The sequence below is a fragment of the Saccharothrix saharensis genome (assembly GCF_006716745.1).
In the GTDB taxonomy this organism is placed as follows: Bacteria; Actinomycetota; Actinomycetes; order Mycobacteriales; family Pseudonocardiaceae; genus Actinosynnema; species Actinosynnema saharense.
In genome coordinates this window covers 4,712,778-4,727,979 of sequence record NZ_VFPP01000001.1, presented here as the reverse complement: position 1 = coordinate 4,727,979, position 15,202 = coordinate 4,712,778, and the positions used below count along the sequence as shown (strand labels likewise).

The following is a 15,202-nucleotide window of genomic DNA, read 5'->3' as shown; positions in this document are numbered from 1 at the left end:
CGTGGAGACGTTCTGGTTCTGCGTGATCGCCCTGCTGTGGCTGGGCTACCTGTTCCTGGAGGGGTTCGACTTCGGCGTCGGCATGCTGCTGCCCGTGCTCGGCCGGTCCGAGCGCGAGCGGCGGGTGCTGATCAACACGATCGGGCCGGTGTGGGACGGCAACGAGGTGTGGCTGCTGGTCGCGGGCGGCGCCACGTTCGCCGCGTTCCCCGACTGGTATGCGTCGCTGTTCAGCTCGGTGTACCTGCCACTGGTGCTGTTCCTGCTGGCGCTGATCGGGCGCGGCGTGGCGTTCGAGTACCGGGGCAAGGTCGACTCGGCGCGGTGGCGGCGCACGTGGGACGCCGTGATCGTCGCCGGGTCGTGGGTGGCGCCGCTGGGGGTCGGGCTGCTGCTCGCGACGACCGTGTTCGGGATGCCGCTGGACGCCGCGGGCGACCGGGTCGGCTCGCCGTTCGCGTCGGTCCGGTGGGAGACGCTGCTCGGCGCGGCGGCCGTGGCCGGGTACGCGCTGGTGCACGGCGCGGTGTTCCTGTCGCTGAAGACCGAGGGCGAGGTGCGGGAACGGGCCCGCGCGCTGGCGTTGAAGGTCGCGCCGTTCGCGCTGCTGCCGTTGGTGGTGCTGCTGCTGACCGTGCAGCTGCGGTTCGGGTCGGTGTGGACGTGGGCCGCCTCGATCGTGGTGGGGCTGGCAGCCTTCGGCGCGTACGCGCGGCTCGTGCTGCGGCGCGAGGGGCAGGCGTTCGCGCTGATGGGCGTCGCGGTGGCGGCGACCGTGGCGGCGTTGTTCGGCGCGCTGTACCCGAACGTGCTGCCGTCCACCCTGGACCCGGCGTGGTCGCTCACCGTGGCGGGCGCCGCGTCGAGCCCTTACACGCTGACCGTGATGACCTGGGTGGCCGCGTTCGGCACGCCCGCCGTGCTCGTCTACCAGGGGTGGACGTACTGGGTGTTCCGCAAGCGGATCGGCACCCGGCACATCCCGGATGTCCACGTGCCCACCGGGTCGAGCCGGTGAACTTCCCCGGAGCCCCTTCCGCCAAGAAGCCGGGGACGGGCCCGCTCGGCGCGCTGCCATCGCTCTCGCGGTCGGCGCGCCGGGCGTTGGCCTGGTGCGCGGTGCTGGCCGCGCTGACCGCCGTCGCCCTGGTCTGGCAGGCCGTGGCGCTGGCGTCGGCGTTGGTGGGCGGCGGGTCGTTGGCGGTGCTGGCGGTCGCGGTGGTGGCGCGGGCCGGGCTGGCGTGGGCGACCGAGTCGGTGGCGGCGCGCGCGGCGGCGGGCGCGAAGGAGGAGCTGCGGGCGGCGGTGCTCGACCGGGCGCTCGGGCTGGGGCCGTCGTGGATCGTGGCGCGCGGCCCGGCGTCGCTGGCGGTGGTGGCGACCAAGGGGCTGGACGCGCTGGACGCGTACTTCACCCGGTACCTGCCCGCGCTGGTGACGACGGCCGTGGTGCCGGTGGCGGTGGGCGGCTGGATCCTGGTCACCGACCCCACGTCGGCGGTGCTGGTCGCGGTGACGCTGCCGTTGATCCCGGTGTTCGCGATCCTGATCGGCCGGTTCACGTCGGCGCGGGTGGAGGCGGCCGCGTCGGCGCTGGAGCGGTTGTCGGGGCGGCTCGCGGAGCTGGTGCGGGCGCTGCCGGTGCTGACCGCGTTCGGCCGGGCGGCGGCCCAGGCGTCGGCCGTGCGCGAGGTCGGCGAGCGGTACCGGCGGGCCACCATGGGCACGTTGCGGGTGGCGTTCCTGTCGGCGCTGGTGTTGGAGGTCGTGGCGTCGCTGTCGGTGGCGCTGATCGCGGTGGGCATCGGCCTGCGGCTGGTGTCGGGGGAGATGACGCTGCTCACGGGCCTGGTCGTGCTGATCCTCGCGCCCGAGTGCTACCTGCCGCTGCGGGCCGCCGGCGCCGCGCACCACGCCTCGGAGGACGGTGTGGAGGCGGTGCGGCGGGTCGCCGAGATCCCCACGCCCCAGCCCCGCGCGCACCGCGCGGAGTCGGTCGAGGGCGTCGAGGTCCGCGACCTGCGGGTGCGGCGGCGGGGGCGGTTCGCGCCCGACGGGGTCGGGTTCCGGGTGCGTCCGGGCGAGGTGCACCGGCTGGACGCGCCCAGCGGCGCGGGCAAGTCGACGCTGTTCGGGGTGCTGCTCGGCTTCGTGGAGCCGGACGGCGGGTCGGTGGCCGTCGACCGGTCGGCCATCGCCTGGGTGCCGCAGCGGCCCGCGTTCGCGGGGCGGACCGTGGCCGACGAGCTGGAGCTCACCACCGGCCGGGTCGACCACGACGTGCTGGCGTCCGTGGCCGCGGACCACCTGGTGGCGCGGCCGATCACCGAGCTGTCGACCGGGGAGCGGCAGCGGGTCGCGGTCGCCCGCGCGCTGACGCGGGTGCGGGACGGCGCGACCGTGCTGCTGCTCGACGAACCCACCGCGCACCTCGACCGGGCGACGGCCGCGAAGGTGATGGCCGCCGTGCACCGGGCCGCCGACGAGGGCGCGGCCGTCGTGCTGGCCACGCACCGGCTGGTGGGCGAGCCGGCCGGGGACGTGGCCGCCGCACGGGCGGTCCGCGTCGTGGACGACCGGCCGGCCGCGCCGCGGACACCGCGCCCCACCCGCCGGCTGCTGGCCGGTGCGGCGCTGGGCGCGGCGGCGTCGTTGAGCGGCGTGGCGCTGACCGCGCTGGCCGCGCACCTGATCGCGAAGGCGGCGACCCAGCCGCCGATCCTGACGCTGTCCGTGCTGGTGGTGGGCGTGCGCACGTTCGCGCTGGCCAAGGGCGTGCTGCGGTACCTGGAGCGGCTGGTGTCGCACGACGCCGCGTTCCGGCACGCCGAGTCGTTGCGGGTCCGGCTCTGGCGGAGCCTGCGACCCGGGCGGGCCGAGCTCACCCGCCTGGTCGACGACGTCGACACCGTCCGCGACCTGGTCCCGCGGGTGCTGCAACCGCCGTTGATCGCGGTGGGGGTGTCGGTGGCGGCGGTCGTGCTGTTCACCGCCATCGAACCGGTGGCCGGTCTCGCGCTGGCCGTGGCGCTGGCCGTCGGCGGCACGCTCGCGCCGCTCGTCGCGGTCCTCACCGAACGCCGCGCCACGGCCGTGCTCGCCCGCGGTCGGCGGCACGTGTCGGAGCAGGTGCTGACCCTGCTCACCGCCGCACCGGACCTGATCGCGTTCGGCGCGGACGGCCGGGTGCGCGCCGAGCTGGCCCGCCGGGACGCCGCGCTCGCCCGGCTGGCCCGCCGCCAGGCGCTCGGCGCGGGCGCGGCGATCGGCATCGTGCACCTGACCACCGGGCTGGCGTCGGCGGTGTGCATCGGCCTGGCCGGCGGCGTCGACCCGCTGCTGCTGCCGGTCCTGGGGCTGGCTCCGCTGGCGCTGGCCGAGGTGCTGAGCGCGCTGCCCGCCGCCGCCCAGCACTGCGCGGCGCTGCGCGAGGCGTACGGCCGGATCGTCGAGCAGCCACCGGTCACGTCGGCGGCCCGGGTCGAAGTGGGCTCGGTCGGCGGCGCGGTCTCGCTCGAAGGCGTGACGGCGCGGTGGCCGGGCAGTGCGGACCCCGTGCTGGAACGGGTGTCGGTCGACCTGCCCGCCGGGGCGAAGGTGGCCGTCGTCGGCCCGTCCGGCGCGGGCAAGTCGAGCCTGTTCGCGCTGCTCCTGGGGTTCCTCGAACCCGAGCGAGGGCTGGTGTGGAGGCCCGACCGGGTGGCGTGGTGCCCGCAGGAACCCCTGCTGGTCACGACCACCGTCCGGGAGAACCTCCGGCTGGGCGACCCCCGGGCGGACGACGACCGGCTGCGGTGGGCGCTCGACGTGGCCGGCGTCCGGCTCGACCTGGACGCGGTGATCGGCCCGACGCTGCTGTCGGGCGGGGAGGCGCAACGGGTCGCGCTGGCCCGCGCCCTGCTCCACGACGCCGACCTCGTGCTGCTCGACGAGCCGACCGCCCACCTGGACGAGCCGACCGCCGCCGCGCTGCTGGCGCGCCTCGACGACGTGCTGCGGGACAAGACCGTCATCCACATCACCCACCGGCCGGGCGAAGCCGACCGCGCCGACCTGGTGCTGGACGTCGCCGACGGGCGGGTGCGGGCCAGGGCCTACCGTTGACCGCCGTGGACCCCGCACGCGTGCTCGCCGCGTCGACCGAGATCACCTCGGCGGCCCTGGCCGGTGACGACCCCGACGCCGTGCTGCCGCTCGTGGTGCGCAGCGCCGTCGAGCTCGCCGGCGCGGACCTCGGGCTCGCCATGGCCACCGCCGACGACGGCACGCTCACCGTCGAGGCCTCCTCCGGCGACGACGACCCGGTGGGCGTGGTGCTGTCGAGCCGTTCGTCGGCCGCACGGGCGGCCAGGACCGGCGTGCCCGTGGTCGCCGACGACTTCACCACCGACCCCCGCACCGCGCCGTTCGTGCCCAAGGCGCTGCGCGGCTACGGGCCGTTCGCGGTCGCGCCGTTCGGCACGAAGGAACGCCGGATCGGCGCGCTGGCCGTGTACCGGCGCAAGGGCGCGCAGCCGTTCAGCCCGGACACCGTCGAGGTGCTGACCGCGTTCGCCGCGCAGGCCGGGCTCGCCGTCGTGCTGGCCGAGGGCTCGACCGCGCGCCAGCGGGTCGCGGTCTACCAGGAGCGCGAGCGCATCGCGCGCGACCTGCACGACGTGATCATCCAGCGGCTGTACGCGACGGGCGTGCAGCTCGACCTCCTGGACCGGCGGCTGAAGCTCGAAGGCCGGGAGGCGCGCCGGCTGGCCGAGTGCGTGGACCAGCTCGACCGGACCATGGCCGAGGTCCGCGCCACCGTGCGGGCGCTGCGCAGCGCCGACCCCGGCCACCCCGGCGACGTCGACCTGAAGGGCTCGGTGCTGGCCGAGGCGCGGACCGCGGGCGAACTGCTCGGGCACGAGCCGGACGTCCGCATCGAGGGCGACGTGGCGTCCGTGCCGACCGACCTGGCCGACCACGCCCGTGCGGCGCTGCGCGAGGCGCTGTCGAACGTGGTGCGGCACTCGGGCGCCCGGCACGTCGGCATCGAGCTGCGCCGCACCGCCGACCGGCTGGACCTGCGGGTCACCGACGACGGCTGCGGCATCCCGCGCGGCGTCGCCCGGCGCGGTCTGCGGCACCTGGAGGAACGCGCCCTGGCCGCCGGCGGGGGCTGCGAGATCACGTCCTCCCCCCGCACCGGCACCACGATCACCTGGCACGTGCCCCTAGCGTGAGCGGCGGGCGACCCAGGCGGCGGCTTGGGTGCGGCGTTCCATGCCCAGCTTCGACAGCACCGCGGTGACGTAGTTCTTCACCGTCTTCTCCGCCAGGAACAGCCGTTCGGCGATCTGGCGGTTCGTCAGACCCTCGCCGATCAGGTCCAGCACCCGCCGCTCCTGCTCGGTCAACGCGTCCAGCACGTCCACCTCGGCCGGGCGGCGCAGGCGGTCCAGGACGCGGGCGGTGGTCTGCGGGTCCAGCAGCGAGCGGCCGGCCGCCACCTCGCGCACCGCGGTCACCAGGTCCTGCCCGCGCACCTGCTTGAGCAGGTAGCCCGACGCGCCCGCCATGATCGCGCCGACCAGCGCCTCCTCGTCGTCGAACGCGGTCAGCACCAGGCACCGCGGACCGTCCGCCGACGCGCGCAGCCGACGGCACAGCTCGACCCCGCCGCCGTCGGGCAGCCGCACGTCCACCACGGCCACGTCCGGCCGGGTCGCCGCGGCCCGGACCACGGCCTCGCCCACCCCGCCCGCCTCGGCCACCACCGAGATGTCGTCCTCGTCCTCCAGCAACTCGCGCAGGCCCCTGCGCACCACCTCGTGGTCGTCTACGAGCAACACTCGCACCGGCACGAACCAACCATAGGTCGAATGCCGGTACCCACCGCGCCCGCCCGCCAAGACAGTGCAGGAATGCTCGTACGCGCGATCGAGGAAGCCGACCGGATCGTCGTCGGCAGGCTGGTGCTGGAGCTGTGGGGCGCGCACACCGCCGTCGCCCACGGCCAGGTGTTCTTCCCCGCGAGCCTGCCCGGGTTCCTGGTCGAACAGCAGGACACCGTGGTCGGGCTGCTCACCTACGCCGCCGCCGACGGCCACCTGGAGATCGTCACCATCGACGCGTTGCGAAGGGGCAGGGGTGTCGGCAGCTCGCTGGTCGACGCCGCCGTGCACCGGGCCCGCCAGCTCGGCTGCAACCGCGTCCGGCTCACCACGACCAACGACAACCTCGACGCCCTGCGCTTCTACCAGCGGCGCGGCTTCCGGCTGGCCGCGCTGCGGCCCGACGCGGTGCGCGAAGCCCGCCGCCTCAAGCCGGAGATCCCCAGCGTCGGCGAGTACGGCATCCCCATCACCGACGAACTGGACCTGGAGCGTTGGGTCGCCCCGCGCTAGTTGTCCACAGGCCCCAGCCGGGCTGTCCACAGGTTGTGCACAACCGAAGCGGGTCCCGTCACCGGCTGGGCAGCGGGCTGAACACCTCGTCCCACGCCGCGGCGACCTGCCGGGCGCACGTCGCGGGCGCGACGCCGCCGACACCCGTGCCCAGGCCCGGCATGGCGATCGTGCGGACGACCGAGCGCAGCGGGCGGCCGTCGTCCAGCCGACCCACCGACCACAGCCGCAGCACGGCGCGGGCGGCCAGGTACGGGTGCACGGTGTCGCCGGGCAGCAGCTCACCGGGTTGCCGCATGGTCGGCGCGCTGATCAACCACTCCGGCTCGGGCTCGCCGGTCGGCACGACCAGCGCCTCGCCCACCGGCAGCTCGCCGCCGTGCAACCCGAGCACGGCACTGCGCACGTTGCCCTCGACCTGCGGGAACGCCCGCGCGTACACCGCGTCGATGCCCCCGCGCATCCAGCCGGACGAGTTCGCGGGGCTCACCACGGCCTCGGCGACGATGTCGAGCACCGAGCCCCGGTGCACCTCGACGCCGGTCCGGCCGTCGGCCACCGCGAGCCAGGCGCGGGCCAGCGGTTCGTCGACGGCGCACAACACCAGACGGGGAACTGCTACCGGAGCGTTGATCTCACCCTCCGTATCGGCGGCGGACACATCGCCCAGCATTCCAGGAGAACCCAGTAGTGCGGAACGGGGGCCCGCACCCACCGGGCGGGTGATCCTCGCCTCAACGACGGTCACCGGCCGTGGTCCTCGTATCGTTGCGGCCGTGCTCGCCTACTTCGGACCGCAGGGAACCTTCACCGAGCAGGCCGCACGCGGCTTCGCCTCTCCGCAGCAGGAGCTGGTCCCGTTCGACACGGTGCCCGCCGCGCTGGCCGCCACCCGACGCGGTGAGACGCAGGCGGCGTGCGTGCCGGTGGAGAACTCCGTCGAAGGCGCGGTGCCCGCGACGATGGACGCGCTGACCGAGGGCGAGCCGCTGGTCGCGGTCGCCGAGGCGGTGCTGCCGGTGCGGTTCAGCGTGCTCGTGCGGCCCGGCGGCGCCCCGGTGCGCACGGTCGCGAGCCACCCGCACGCCCTGGCCCAGGTCCGGCACTGGCTCGCCGAGCACCTGCCGGCCGCCGACGTGGTCGCCACGACGTCCACCGCCGCCGCGGCGCGGGCCGTGCTCAACGGCGAGTTCGACGCGGCGGTCAGCGCCCCGGTGGCCGTGCGCCACTACCCGCTGGAGGTGCTGGCCACCGATGTCGCCGACGTCCGCGACGCGAAGACCCGGTTCCTGCTGGTCCGCCCGCCCGGCGAGCTGCCCGAGCCGACCGGCCACGACCGCACGTCCGTGGTCTGCACGGCGGCCGACCGGATCGGCGCGCTGTCGGAGCTGCTGACCGAGCTGGCGCTGCGCGGCATCAACCTGACCCGGATCGAGTCGCGGCCCACCAAGGGCAGGCTCGGCGAGTACCGGTTCTACATCGACTTCGACGGCCACGTGACCGAGCCCAGGGTGGGCGACGCGCTGGCCGCGCTGCACCGGCACTGCCCGCAGACCCGGTTCCTCGGCTCGTACCCGAAGGCCGAGCCGGGCGGGGCGGTCGCGGGCAACGAGCAGTTCGTGGCGGCGGCCGAGTGGGTCGAGACGGTCCGGAGGGGGCACGGCGCGTGAGGTTGATCCTGGTCAGACACGGCGAGACGGCGTCGAACGTGAAGATGGCGCTGGACTCGCTGCCACCCGGCCCGCCGCTGACCGACGCGGGCGTCGCCCAGGCCGCCGCGCTGGCCGAGCAGCTGACCGCCGAGCCGGTGTCGGCCGTGTACGCCAGCACGGCGGTGCGCGCGCAGCAGACGGCCGCGCCCGTGGCGGCCGCGCACGGCCTGGAGGTCGAGGTCGTGGACGGCGTCCAGGAGATCTTCTGCGGCGACCTCGAGGGGCGGCACGACCGCGAGGCGTTCGAGGTCTTCATCGCCACGGTGAAGCGGTGGGCCGAGGGCGACCTGGACGTGCCGCTGCCCGGCGGCGAGAGCGGCCGGCAGGTGCTGGACCGCTACCTGGCCGCGGTGGACAAGATCGCCGCGAAGCACGACGACGGCGACACCGTGGTCCTGGTCAGCCACGGCGCGTCGCTGCGCATGGGCGCGCTCGCGCTGGCCCGGAACGTGAGCCCCGCGCTGGCCGAGGCGGGCCTGCTGCCCAACACCGGCCGGGTGGTGCTGGACCGCTCCGGGACCGGGTGGCGCTGCACGTCGTGGACCGGCGTGGACGTGGTCGAGGGCTGATCAGCACACCGCGGTGACCGGCTTGGTCAACAGCACGGCGTCATCGCGCACGGGGCCGCGCCGGTAACCGGAGCGCTCGTAGAGGGCGATGTTGCGGTGGCTGCGCGCGCCGGTGTGGAGCCGCAGCGTGCCGACCCCGGCCGGCACCTGCCGCTCGGCGAAGCGGAGCAGCCAGGTGCCGAGCCCCCGGCCCGCGAGGTCGGGGGCGACCATCAGCCGCCCGATCTCCCACGTGTCACCGTCGCGGCGGGCGCGGACGGCGCCCACCAGCCGGCCTTCGAGCCGCGCGCACCACACCGCCCAGTCGTCCGCCCAGGCGCGGACGTCGTCGCCGGTCTCGTGCAGGGGGCCGAGGTCGAACGTCTCGTTGGCCACCGCCTCGGCCACCCAGCAACAGCGCTGCAGGACGACGAGCTCGGCCGCGTCGGAGGCTTCGGCGGGCCGCACGCGCACGCCGGGCAGCGGCGGCCGGGAGCCGTCGGGCGTGGCCGGCTCGGCGTCCGGTCCGGCTTCCGGCCGGTACAGCGGGCGCAGGACGCGGGCCAGGCGGACGAGCTCGCGGAGGGTGCCGCGTGCGGCGTCGTCCCGGGCGGGGTCGTCGAGCATCCGGCCCTCGGCGACGTGGTCGCCGATGCGCAGCGCCACGGTGGCACCCGTGGGCATCATGCGCAGGGTGGTGGCGACCTGCTTGGCCATGTGGACGGCGCGGGTGCCCGCCGAGGTGTGGCCGTACCCGACGAACGACACCGGCTTGCAGGCCCACTCCGCGGACAGGTGGTCCAGGGCGTTCTTCAGCGCCGCCGGCATCCCGTGGTTGTGCTCCGGGGTGACGATCACGAACGCGTCGGCGTCGGCGACCAGGCGGCTCCACGCACGGGTGTGCTCGTGCTGGTAGATGCCGGTGGAGGGGTGCTCGGGCTCGTCCAGCAGGGGCAGCCCGATCTCCCGGAGGTCGGCGACCTCGACCCGGGCGCGGCTGTCGACCGCGACCGCCGCGGTGACCCGGGTGAACCACTCGGCGACGGTGGCGCCCAGCCGACCGGGTCGGGTGCCGGCGATGATCAGGAGGACGCGGACCGCATCGTTCTTTGACATGTCAATGAGCGTAGCCCCAGTTTCTTTGACATGTCAAAGGTGGCAGGATGGTGGCATGTCCGACGTGCCGTGGTTGACCCCCGACGAAGAGCGGGCGTGGCGGGCGTTCCGCCGACTGCTCACCGTCCTGCCCGCGCGCACCGCCCGCGACCTCACCGCCCTCGGCCTGTCCGCGACCGACTACGAGGTGCTGAGCACGCTGTCGGAGAAACCGGACCGGCGCTGGGGGCTGCGGGACCTCGCCGCGAAGATGCAGTGGTCGCGCAGCCGGCTCTCCCACCACGCCGCCCGGATGGAAGCCCGCGGGCTGCTCGACCGCGAAGAGGACGTCAACGACGGCCGCGGCAGCATCTACCACCTCACCGACCACGGCTTCGCCGTGCTGGAACAGGCCGCGCCCGGGCACGTGCGATCGGTGCGGAGGCGGTTCGTCGACCACCTGTCCGCCGACGAGCTGAAGACCCTGGAGGCCATCGCCACCCGCATCGCCGACCTGCCGGACTGAACGGGCGGGAAGCCGGGGCGGGCACCCGGCCGGCCCCTAGCCCCAGCCCAGCTCGTGCAGCTTGGCGTCGTCGATGCCGAAGTGGTGCGCGATCTCGTGCACCACGGTCACGACGACTTCCTCCACCACGTCGTCCTCGTCGTGGCAGATGTCCAGGATCGCCTCGCGGTAGATCGAGATCCGGTCCGGCAGCACGCCGCCGTAGTCGGTGGTCCGGCTGGTCAGCGCGATGCCGTGGTACAGCCCGAGCAGGCTCGGCACGTCGGCGTTGCGGTCCTCGACCAGCACGACCACGTTGTTCATCGCCGCCGCGAACTCCGGTGGGATGAGGTCGAGCGCCTCGGCGACCAGCTCCTCGAACCGCTGGCGGGTCATCTCCACCGGCATGCCGTCACCTCGTGGTCGTGGTCGTGGGCGTGGTGGTCGTCTCGTTCGACTTCGGCGGTTCGGAGTCCGACGACGACGGCGGTGCGGCGGAACTCGAGTTGGACTGGGAGTGCAGCGGCGCGCCGGTCGGCTCGTCCTGCTCCACGGCGGTCGTCTGCGGCGGGTTCGACGTGGTCAGCGGCGGCGCGTTCGGGTTGCGCACGCTGCCCTCCCACGCGACCAGGACGTTGTCCGCGGGCAGCGCGCCGACCTTGCAGTTCACCAGCCGGGAGCCGGCCGCCCAGCTCTCCGCGACCCGGGTGTCCCAGGCGACGATCAGGCCGCGGGCCTTGAGGTCCGCGCCGCCGCTGTACTCGGCGGTGATCCGGGTGCACTCGCCGACCAGCAGCTGGTCCTGCTGCTCGGGCGACGGGAACTCGCCCGGCGGCATCGCCACCACGCCGGTCATCTCGAACGTGTGGGGCTTCGCGCAGTCCACCGGGTCGGCCACGGACTTGGTCTCGGTGATGCCCAGGCAGACGCCCGGGTCGTAGACGTCGGACTGGTCCTGGGTCCGGGCGGTGCCGTAGGCCGGGAGCAGGCCGCCCGCCGGACCGGCCACCTGCAGGCCGCAGCGCAGCGTCCGCTGACCCTCGCCCCACAGCCGCTCGCCCGGGTTGAGCGGGCCGACCGTGTACTTGCCGAACGGGTCGAACTTGCCGCCGAGGTAGTCCAGCGACGTCTGCGCGCACCGCTCCTGGCTGATCTGCTGCCACTGCGCGTCGTCCGGGAACGGCGCACCGGGTCCGTGATCAGCGGAGATGTCCGCCACGCCGGTAACCTCGAACAGGTGCTGGGCCGCGCAGTCGACCTTCTGGACGTCCGACAGGTCCTTCTTCGTCCAGTTCAGGCAGTCGCCGGCCTGGGCGGCCATCACGGGGTTCACCGTGGTCGTGGGGGTGCTGCCGAGACCGCCGGCGCCCACCGGCCAGCCGGTGAGCGTGCTCAGGGCGAGCAGGACGAGCGCGCCGGCGAACGCGCCGAGCATGACCATGTGGTCACCCCGACGAAACCAGCGCAAGGTCGCGGACATCTACTCCATGATGCCTGTGTAGGCCGAGGAACCGTTCGGGCGGGTGGAGAGTGTTGCTTTTGGGACACTCGTCACCCATTCGGCGGCCGATCTCTGTACCGTCCCCGCCGGGAGTGGCTGATGACTGAGAACGACAACACCGGTAACGCGGCGCCCGGTCAGGGCGGGGCGAGCGGACCGAGCGGACCGGGTGCGCCGGGACCGCAGAGCGGTGGCGCGTCGCCGCCGCCGTACGTGCCGCCGACGCCCCAAGGCGCGCCGGACGGCCCGCCCGCGGGTGGGCGCGGCCAGATCCGCCAACAGGAGGCCGGGCGGACCAAGCCGCGGCCGCCGACCCTGGCCGAGCAGCGGGCCCGCGCCGCGGCGATCGAGGAGCAGCGCGAGCAGCAGCTCGCCGTCGCGGCCGAGGAGGCCCGCCGCAAGAAGCTGCGCAAGCGGCTGCTCATCGGCGGTGGCGTCGCCGTCGGCGTGGCCGGCGTGGTGGCCATCTGGTACGCCGCGTCCAGCCCCGACGACGTGGTCGCCCAGTGCACCCAGGACGACGTGGTGGTCGAGGACCAGTACTGCGACGAGAACTACGCCCGCTCGCACGGCGGGTACGTCAGCGGCGGGTTCATCTACATCGGCGGCAGCTCCTACCGGTACAACTACGGCGCCCCGAGCACCCCCGTCGGCCAGAAGATCAGCGGCGGCACCTACACCATGCCCAAGGGCGCGAACATCTCCACCAAGTCGGGCACGGTCGTGCAGCGCGGTGGGTTCGGCGTGTCCGGCGGCAGCAAGAGCGGGGGCAGCTGAGTGCGTCGGGAGACCTCCACGCCCCGGCCCGACTGGCAGCGCACCGTCTCCGAGCAGGGACTGGTGTTCGGTGCGCCCGCCAGGGCCGCGGACGGCAGCCCGCGCCCGTACTGGGACGAGTCGGCGCACTACGTGTTCGACATGAGCGACGTGCTGTCGCTCGAAGCCGACGTCGAGCTGCTGCACAACATGTGCCTGGAGGCCGTCGACAACGTGGTGCTCACCGAGCGCTACCGGGACTTCGGCATCAACGAGTGGCTGTGGCCCGCGATCGCCGAGTCGTGGAAGCGGCGCGACCCGCACGTGTACGGGCGGTTCGACCTGCGCTACGACGGCAGCGGCCCGGCCAAGCTGCTCGAGTACAACGCCGACACGCCCACGTCGCTGCTCGAGGCGTCGGTCGTGCAGTGGAACTGGAAGACCGACGTCTTCCCCGAGGACGACCAGTGGAACTCCATCCACGAGAAGCTGGTCGAGCGCTGGGCCGAGATCGGCGGCCGGCTGCCGTCCAACGAGCTGCACTTCACCTGGTCGGGCGCCGACCCGTCCGGTGAGGACCACGTCACCGTGGCGTACCTGCAGGAGACCGCGGCCGAGGCGGGCATGGACACCGTCGGGCTGGCGATCGAGGAGATCGGCTGGGACGCGCTGCTGCGGCGGTTCGTCGACCTGGAAGACGCCCCGATGGGCACGGTCGTGAAGCTCTACCCGTGGGAGTGGGTGGTCGACGAGCAGTTCGGCCGCTACGCGGTGGAGAGCCTGCCGGGCACGCTGTGGGTCGAGCCGCTGTGGAAGATGCTGCTGTCCAACAAGGCGCTGCTCGCCGTGCTGTGGGAGATGTACCCCGGCCACCCCAACCTGCTGCCCGCGTTCCTGGACGACCCGGGCCTGCTCACCGAGTACGTGCGCAAGCCGAGGCTCGGCCGGGAGGGGCAGAACATCCAGATCGTCGCCCCCGGCTACGAGACCCAGACCGGCGGGGTCTACGGCAAGGAGGGGTTCGTCTACCAGCTGTTCGACCCGCTGCCCGAGTTCGACGGCTACCGGCCCGCCCTCGGCGCGTGGGTCGTCGGCGACGCCTCGGCGGGCCTCGGCATCCGGGAGACGGTCGGCCTGGTCACCGACGACGGCGCGGCCTTCGTGCCGCACAGGATCGTCGAATGAGCTCCTCGCCCGTCCCCGCACCGAACACGTCACCGGATCCTTCACCGGCGGCACAACCGATCAACCTGCACATCATGGAGGGTCTGTGATTCCCCCACTCGCCTTGGACCCCGGCTTCGGGTCCGCCATCGGCACCGGCGTCGGTGCGATCGCGCTGTACGCGATCGTCGGCCTGATCCTGATGGTCGTCGGCTTCTACGCCATCGACTGGACCACGCCGGGCAAGCTGAGCGCGCTGGTCCGCGGCGGCGCGCCGAACGCCGTCATCGTCACCTCGGCGGGCCTGGTGAGCATGGCGCTGATCGTGGTCGTGGCGATCTACAGCTCGGCGGGCAAGCTGGCCGAGGGCCTGCTGTCGGCCCTGATCTTCGGCTTCGTCGGCATCATCGTCCAGGTGCTCGCGGTCCGGCTGCTGGAGTGGGTGACCCGCCTCGACATCGGCTCGCTGATCGAGTCCGACCGCTTCGCCCCGGCCAGCGTCGTCGTCGCCTCGGCGCACGTCGCCCTCGGCCTCGTGGTGGCCGTCGCCATCTCCTGATCCGGGCGCCCGGCGGGCCGGTTCCGTCCGGCCCGCCGAAGCCGCGCGGCGGCCACCGGTATGGTGGTCGCCAAGGTCGGCAGCAGACACCGGGGGGCGTCCGCGACGTTCTCTCGGGGTACCTGCCGCGCGCCACGGAAGCGAACCACGGACGGGGGTCGTCGTGCTGATCGATGCCGCCGGCCGCCGCCGCGCACCCGGCAGGACGGGTGGCGCCACCCGCGCTGCCCCGGCACCGCGGCCGACCAGCCCCAGCTCCACCTGCCAGCGCCGCCGCGACCGGCGGGTCGAACGGCGTTGCGCACCGGTGGACGACCGGTCCTCACCCTATGGCCGAAAGTCGGTTGAATCTTCCCATGGGTTACCACGAGTGGCATGCCAAGCCCGGCACTTACAACGATGTCGTCCGGCACTTCAGGCCGGGCTCGCGCATCCTCGACGTGGGGTGCGGCACGGCCTGGGTCGCCGAGTTCTTCCCCGACTACGTGGGGCTGGACAACTTCGAGTCGACCGTGCTCAAGGCCAAGGAGCAGGGCATCGACGTCCGCCTGGCCGACCTGGAGCGCGAACTGCCCGTCGGTGACGCCGAGTTCGACGGTGTGATCCTGAAGGACGTCCTGGAGCACCTGCTCGACCCGGTGTCCCTGGTGCAGCAGGTGTACCGGGCGGTCAAGCCGGGCGGCCGGGTGTTCGCCTCGTCGCCGGACGCGCAGCGGTGGGTGTGGAACGACTACACGCACCGCCGCCCCTGGACCCGCGCGTCGATGCGCCGGCTGTTCGAGGACCAGGGCTTCGACGTCCGGGCCGTGTCCTACGAGTCGGTCATGCCGGGCACCGGCATCGTGTCCGGCATGCTGCCCGGCAAGCGCCGTCCCGCGGTGCTCCAGGCGGCCGCGTGGCTGCCGGGCTGGCGCCGCAACGTCTGGACGCTGGCCGTGCGCCCGAAGGACTGACCCCGCGGCGATCCGGTGCCCGCGTC

16 protein-coding genes are annotated in these 15,202 nt (G+C 74.0%); 11 read left to right on the top strand and 5 right to left on the bottom strand.

Annotated elements, in window-relative coordinates:
- Position 1: 1 nt before the first annotated feature.
- The 3 genes from cydB to FHX81_RS20770 are packed head-to-tail and all read left to right on the top strand — an operon-like array spanning position 2 to position 5,219.
- Complete coding sequence (gene cydB / locus FHX81_RS20780) at positions 2-1,018, top strand: cytochrome d ubiquinol oxidase subunit II (RefSeq protein WP_211363532.1); 1,017 nt, start codon at positions 2-4, stop codon at positions 1,016-1,018.
- Positions 1,015-4,104, top strand: a complete 3,090-nt coding sequence (gene cydD, locus FHX81_RS20775; RefSeq protein ID WP_141979738.1) for a thiol reductant ABC exporter subunit CydD — start codon at positions 1,015-1,017, stop codon at positions 4,102-4,104. Before cydB ends, cydD begins: the two co-directional genes overlap by 4 nt.
- A complete protein-coding gene (locus FHX81_RS20770; RefSeq protein WP_141979737.1) occupies positions 4,101-5,219 on the top strand; it encodes a GAF domain-containing sensor histidine kinase in 1,119 nt (372 codons plus the stop codon). Before cydD ends, FHX81_RS20770 begins: the two co-directional genes overlap by 4 nt.
- On the opposite strand, the gene FHX81_RS20765 is transcribed toward FHX81_RS20770, so the two are convergent.
- Positions 5,211-5,840, bottom strand: a complete 630-nt coding sequence (locus FHX81_RS20765; protein WP_211363530.1) for a response regulator — start codon at positions 5,838-5,840, stop codon at positions 5,211-5,213. The genes FHX81_RS20770 and FHX81_RS20765 overlap by 9 nt on opposite strands.
- 60 nt (positions 5,841-5,900) lie before the next feature.
- Between FHX81_RS20765 and FHX81_RS20760 the strand changes: the two genes are divergently transcribed.
- A complete protein-coding gene (locus FHX81_RS20760) occupies positions 5,901-6,383 on the top strand; it encodes a GNAT family N-acetyltransferase (protein WP_141979736.1) in 483 nt (160 codons plus the stop codon).
- 58 nt (positions 6,384-6,441) lie between these two features.
- Here FHX81_RS20760 and FHX81_RS20755 read toward each other — a convergent pair whose 3' ends face one another.
- Entirely contained in the window at positions 6,442-7,056 is a 615-nt protein-coding gene (locus FHX81_RS20755; protein ID WP_141979735.1) for a macro domain-containing protein, read from the bottom strand.
- 103 nt (positions 7,057-7,159) lie between these two features.
- Here FHX81_RS20755 and pheA point away from each other — a divergent pair, with 103 nt between their 5' ends.
- Together pheA and FHX81_RS20745 are read left to right on the top strand one after the other, a co-directional pair.
- Positions 7,160-8,053, top strand: coding sequence for a prephenate dehydratase (pheA, locus tag FHX81_RS20750; RefSeq protein WP_141979734.1), 894 nt, complete (start codon positions 7,160-7,162; stop codon positions 8,051-8,053).
- Positions 8,050-8,664, top strand: a complete 615-nt coding sequence (locus FHX81_RS20745) for a histidine phosphatase family protein (RefSeq protein ID WP_141979733.1) — start codon at positions 8,050-8,052, stop codon at positions 8,662-8,664. The genes pheA and FHX81_RS20745 overlap by 4 nt, the downstream gene beginning before the upstream one ends.
- Here the strand turns inward: FHX81_RS20745 and FHX81_RS20740 are convergent, their stop codons facing one another.
- The gene (locus tag FHX81_RS20740; RefSeq protein ID WP_141979732.1) at positions 8,665-9,759 is read right to left on the bottom strand and encodes a bifunctional NAD(P)H-dependent oxidoreductase/GNAT family N-acetyltransferase; all 1,095 of its coding nucleotides are present in this window, start codon (positions 9,757-9,759) and stop codon (positions 8,665-8,667) included.
- A gap of 55 nt (positions 9,760-9,814) precedes the next feature.
- Here FHX81_RS20740 and FHX81_RS20735 point away from each other — a divergent pair, with 55 nt between their 5' ends.
- The gene (locus FHX81_RS20735) at positions 9,815-10,264 is read left to right on the top strand and encodes a MarR family winged helix-turn-helix transcriptional regulator (RefSeq protein WP_141979731.1); all 450 of its coding nucleotides are present in this window, start codon (positions 9,815-9,817) and stop codon (positions 10,262-10,264) included.
- A gap of 36 nt (positions 10,265-10,300) precedes the next feature.
- Here FHX81_RS20735 and FHX81_RS20730 read toward each other — a convergent pair whose 3' ends face one another.
- Positions 10,301-10,651: a metallopeptidase family protein gene (locus tag FHX81_RS20730; RefSeq protein WP_141979730.1), complete on the bottom strand. Its 351-nt coding sequence runs from the start codon at positions 10,649-10,651 to the stop codon at positions 10,301-10,303.
- A 4-nt stretch (positions 10,652-10,655) separates the two neighbouring features.
- A complete protein-coding gene (locus FHX81_RS20725) occupies positions 10,656-11,723 on the bottom strand; it encodes a septum formation family protein (protein ID WP_246107901.1) in 1,068 nt (355 codons plus the stop codon).
- A 120-nt stretch (positions 11,724-11,843) separates the two neighbouring features.
- Here FHX81_RS20725 and FHX81_RS20720 point away from each other — a divergent pair, with 120 nt between their 5' ends.
- The 4 genes from FHX81_RS20720 (at position 11,844) to FHX81_RS20705 (ending at position 15,176) form a co-directional block, all read left to right on the top strand.
- A complete protein-coding gene (locus tag FHX81_RS20720; RefSeq protein WP_342787221.1) occupies positions 11,844-12,521 on the top strand; it encodes a hypothetical protein in 678 nt (225 codons plus the stop codon).
- On the top strand, positions 12,522-13,685 hold the full coding sequence (locus tag FHX81_RS20715) for a glutathionylspermidine synthase family protein (protein ID WP_141979729.1): 1,164 nt from the start codon (positions 12,522-12,524) through the stop codon (positions 13,683-13,685).
- A gap of 85 nt (positions 13,686-13,770) precedes the next feature.
- Positions 13,771-14,223, top strand: a complete 453-nt coding sequence (locus tag FHX81_RS20710; protein ID WP_141979728.1) for a DUF350 domain-containing protein — start codon at positions 13,771-13,773, stop codon at positions 14,221-14,223.
- Positions 14,224-14,579: 356 nt separating this feature from the next.
- The gene (locus FHX81_RS20705) at positions 14,580-15,176 is read left to right on the top strand and encodes a class I SAM-dependent methyltransferase (RefSeq protein ID WP_141979727.1); all 597 of its coding nucleotides are present in this window, start codon (positions 14,580-14,582) and stop codon (positions 15,174-15,176) included.
- Positions 15,177-15,202 lie beyond the last annotated feature (26 nt).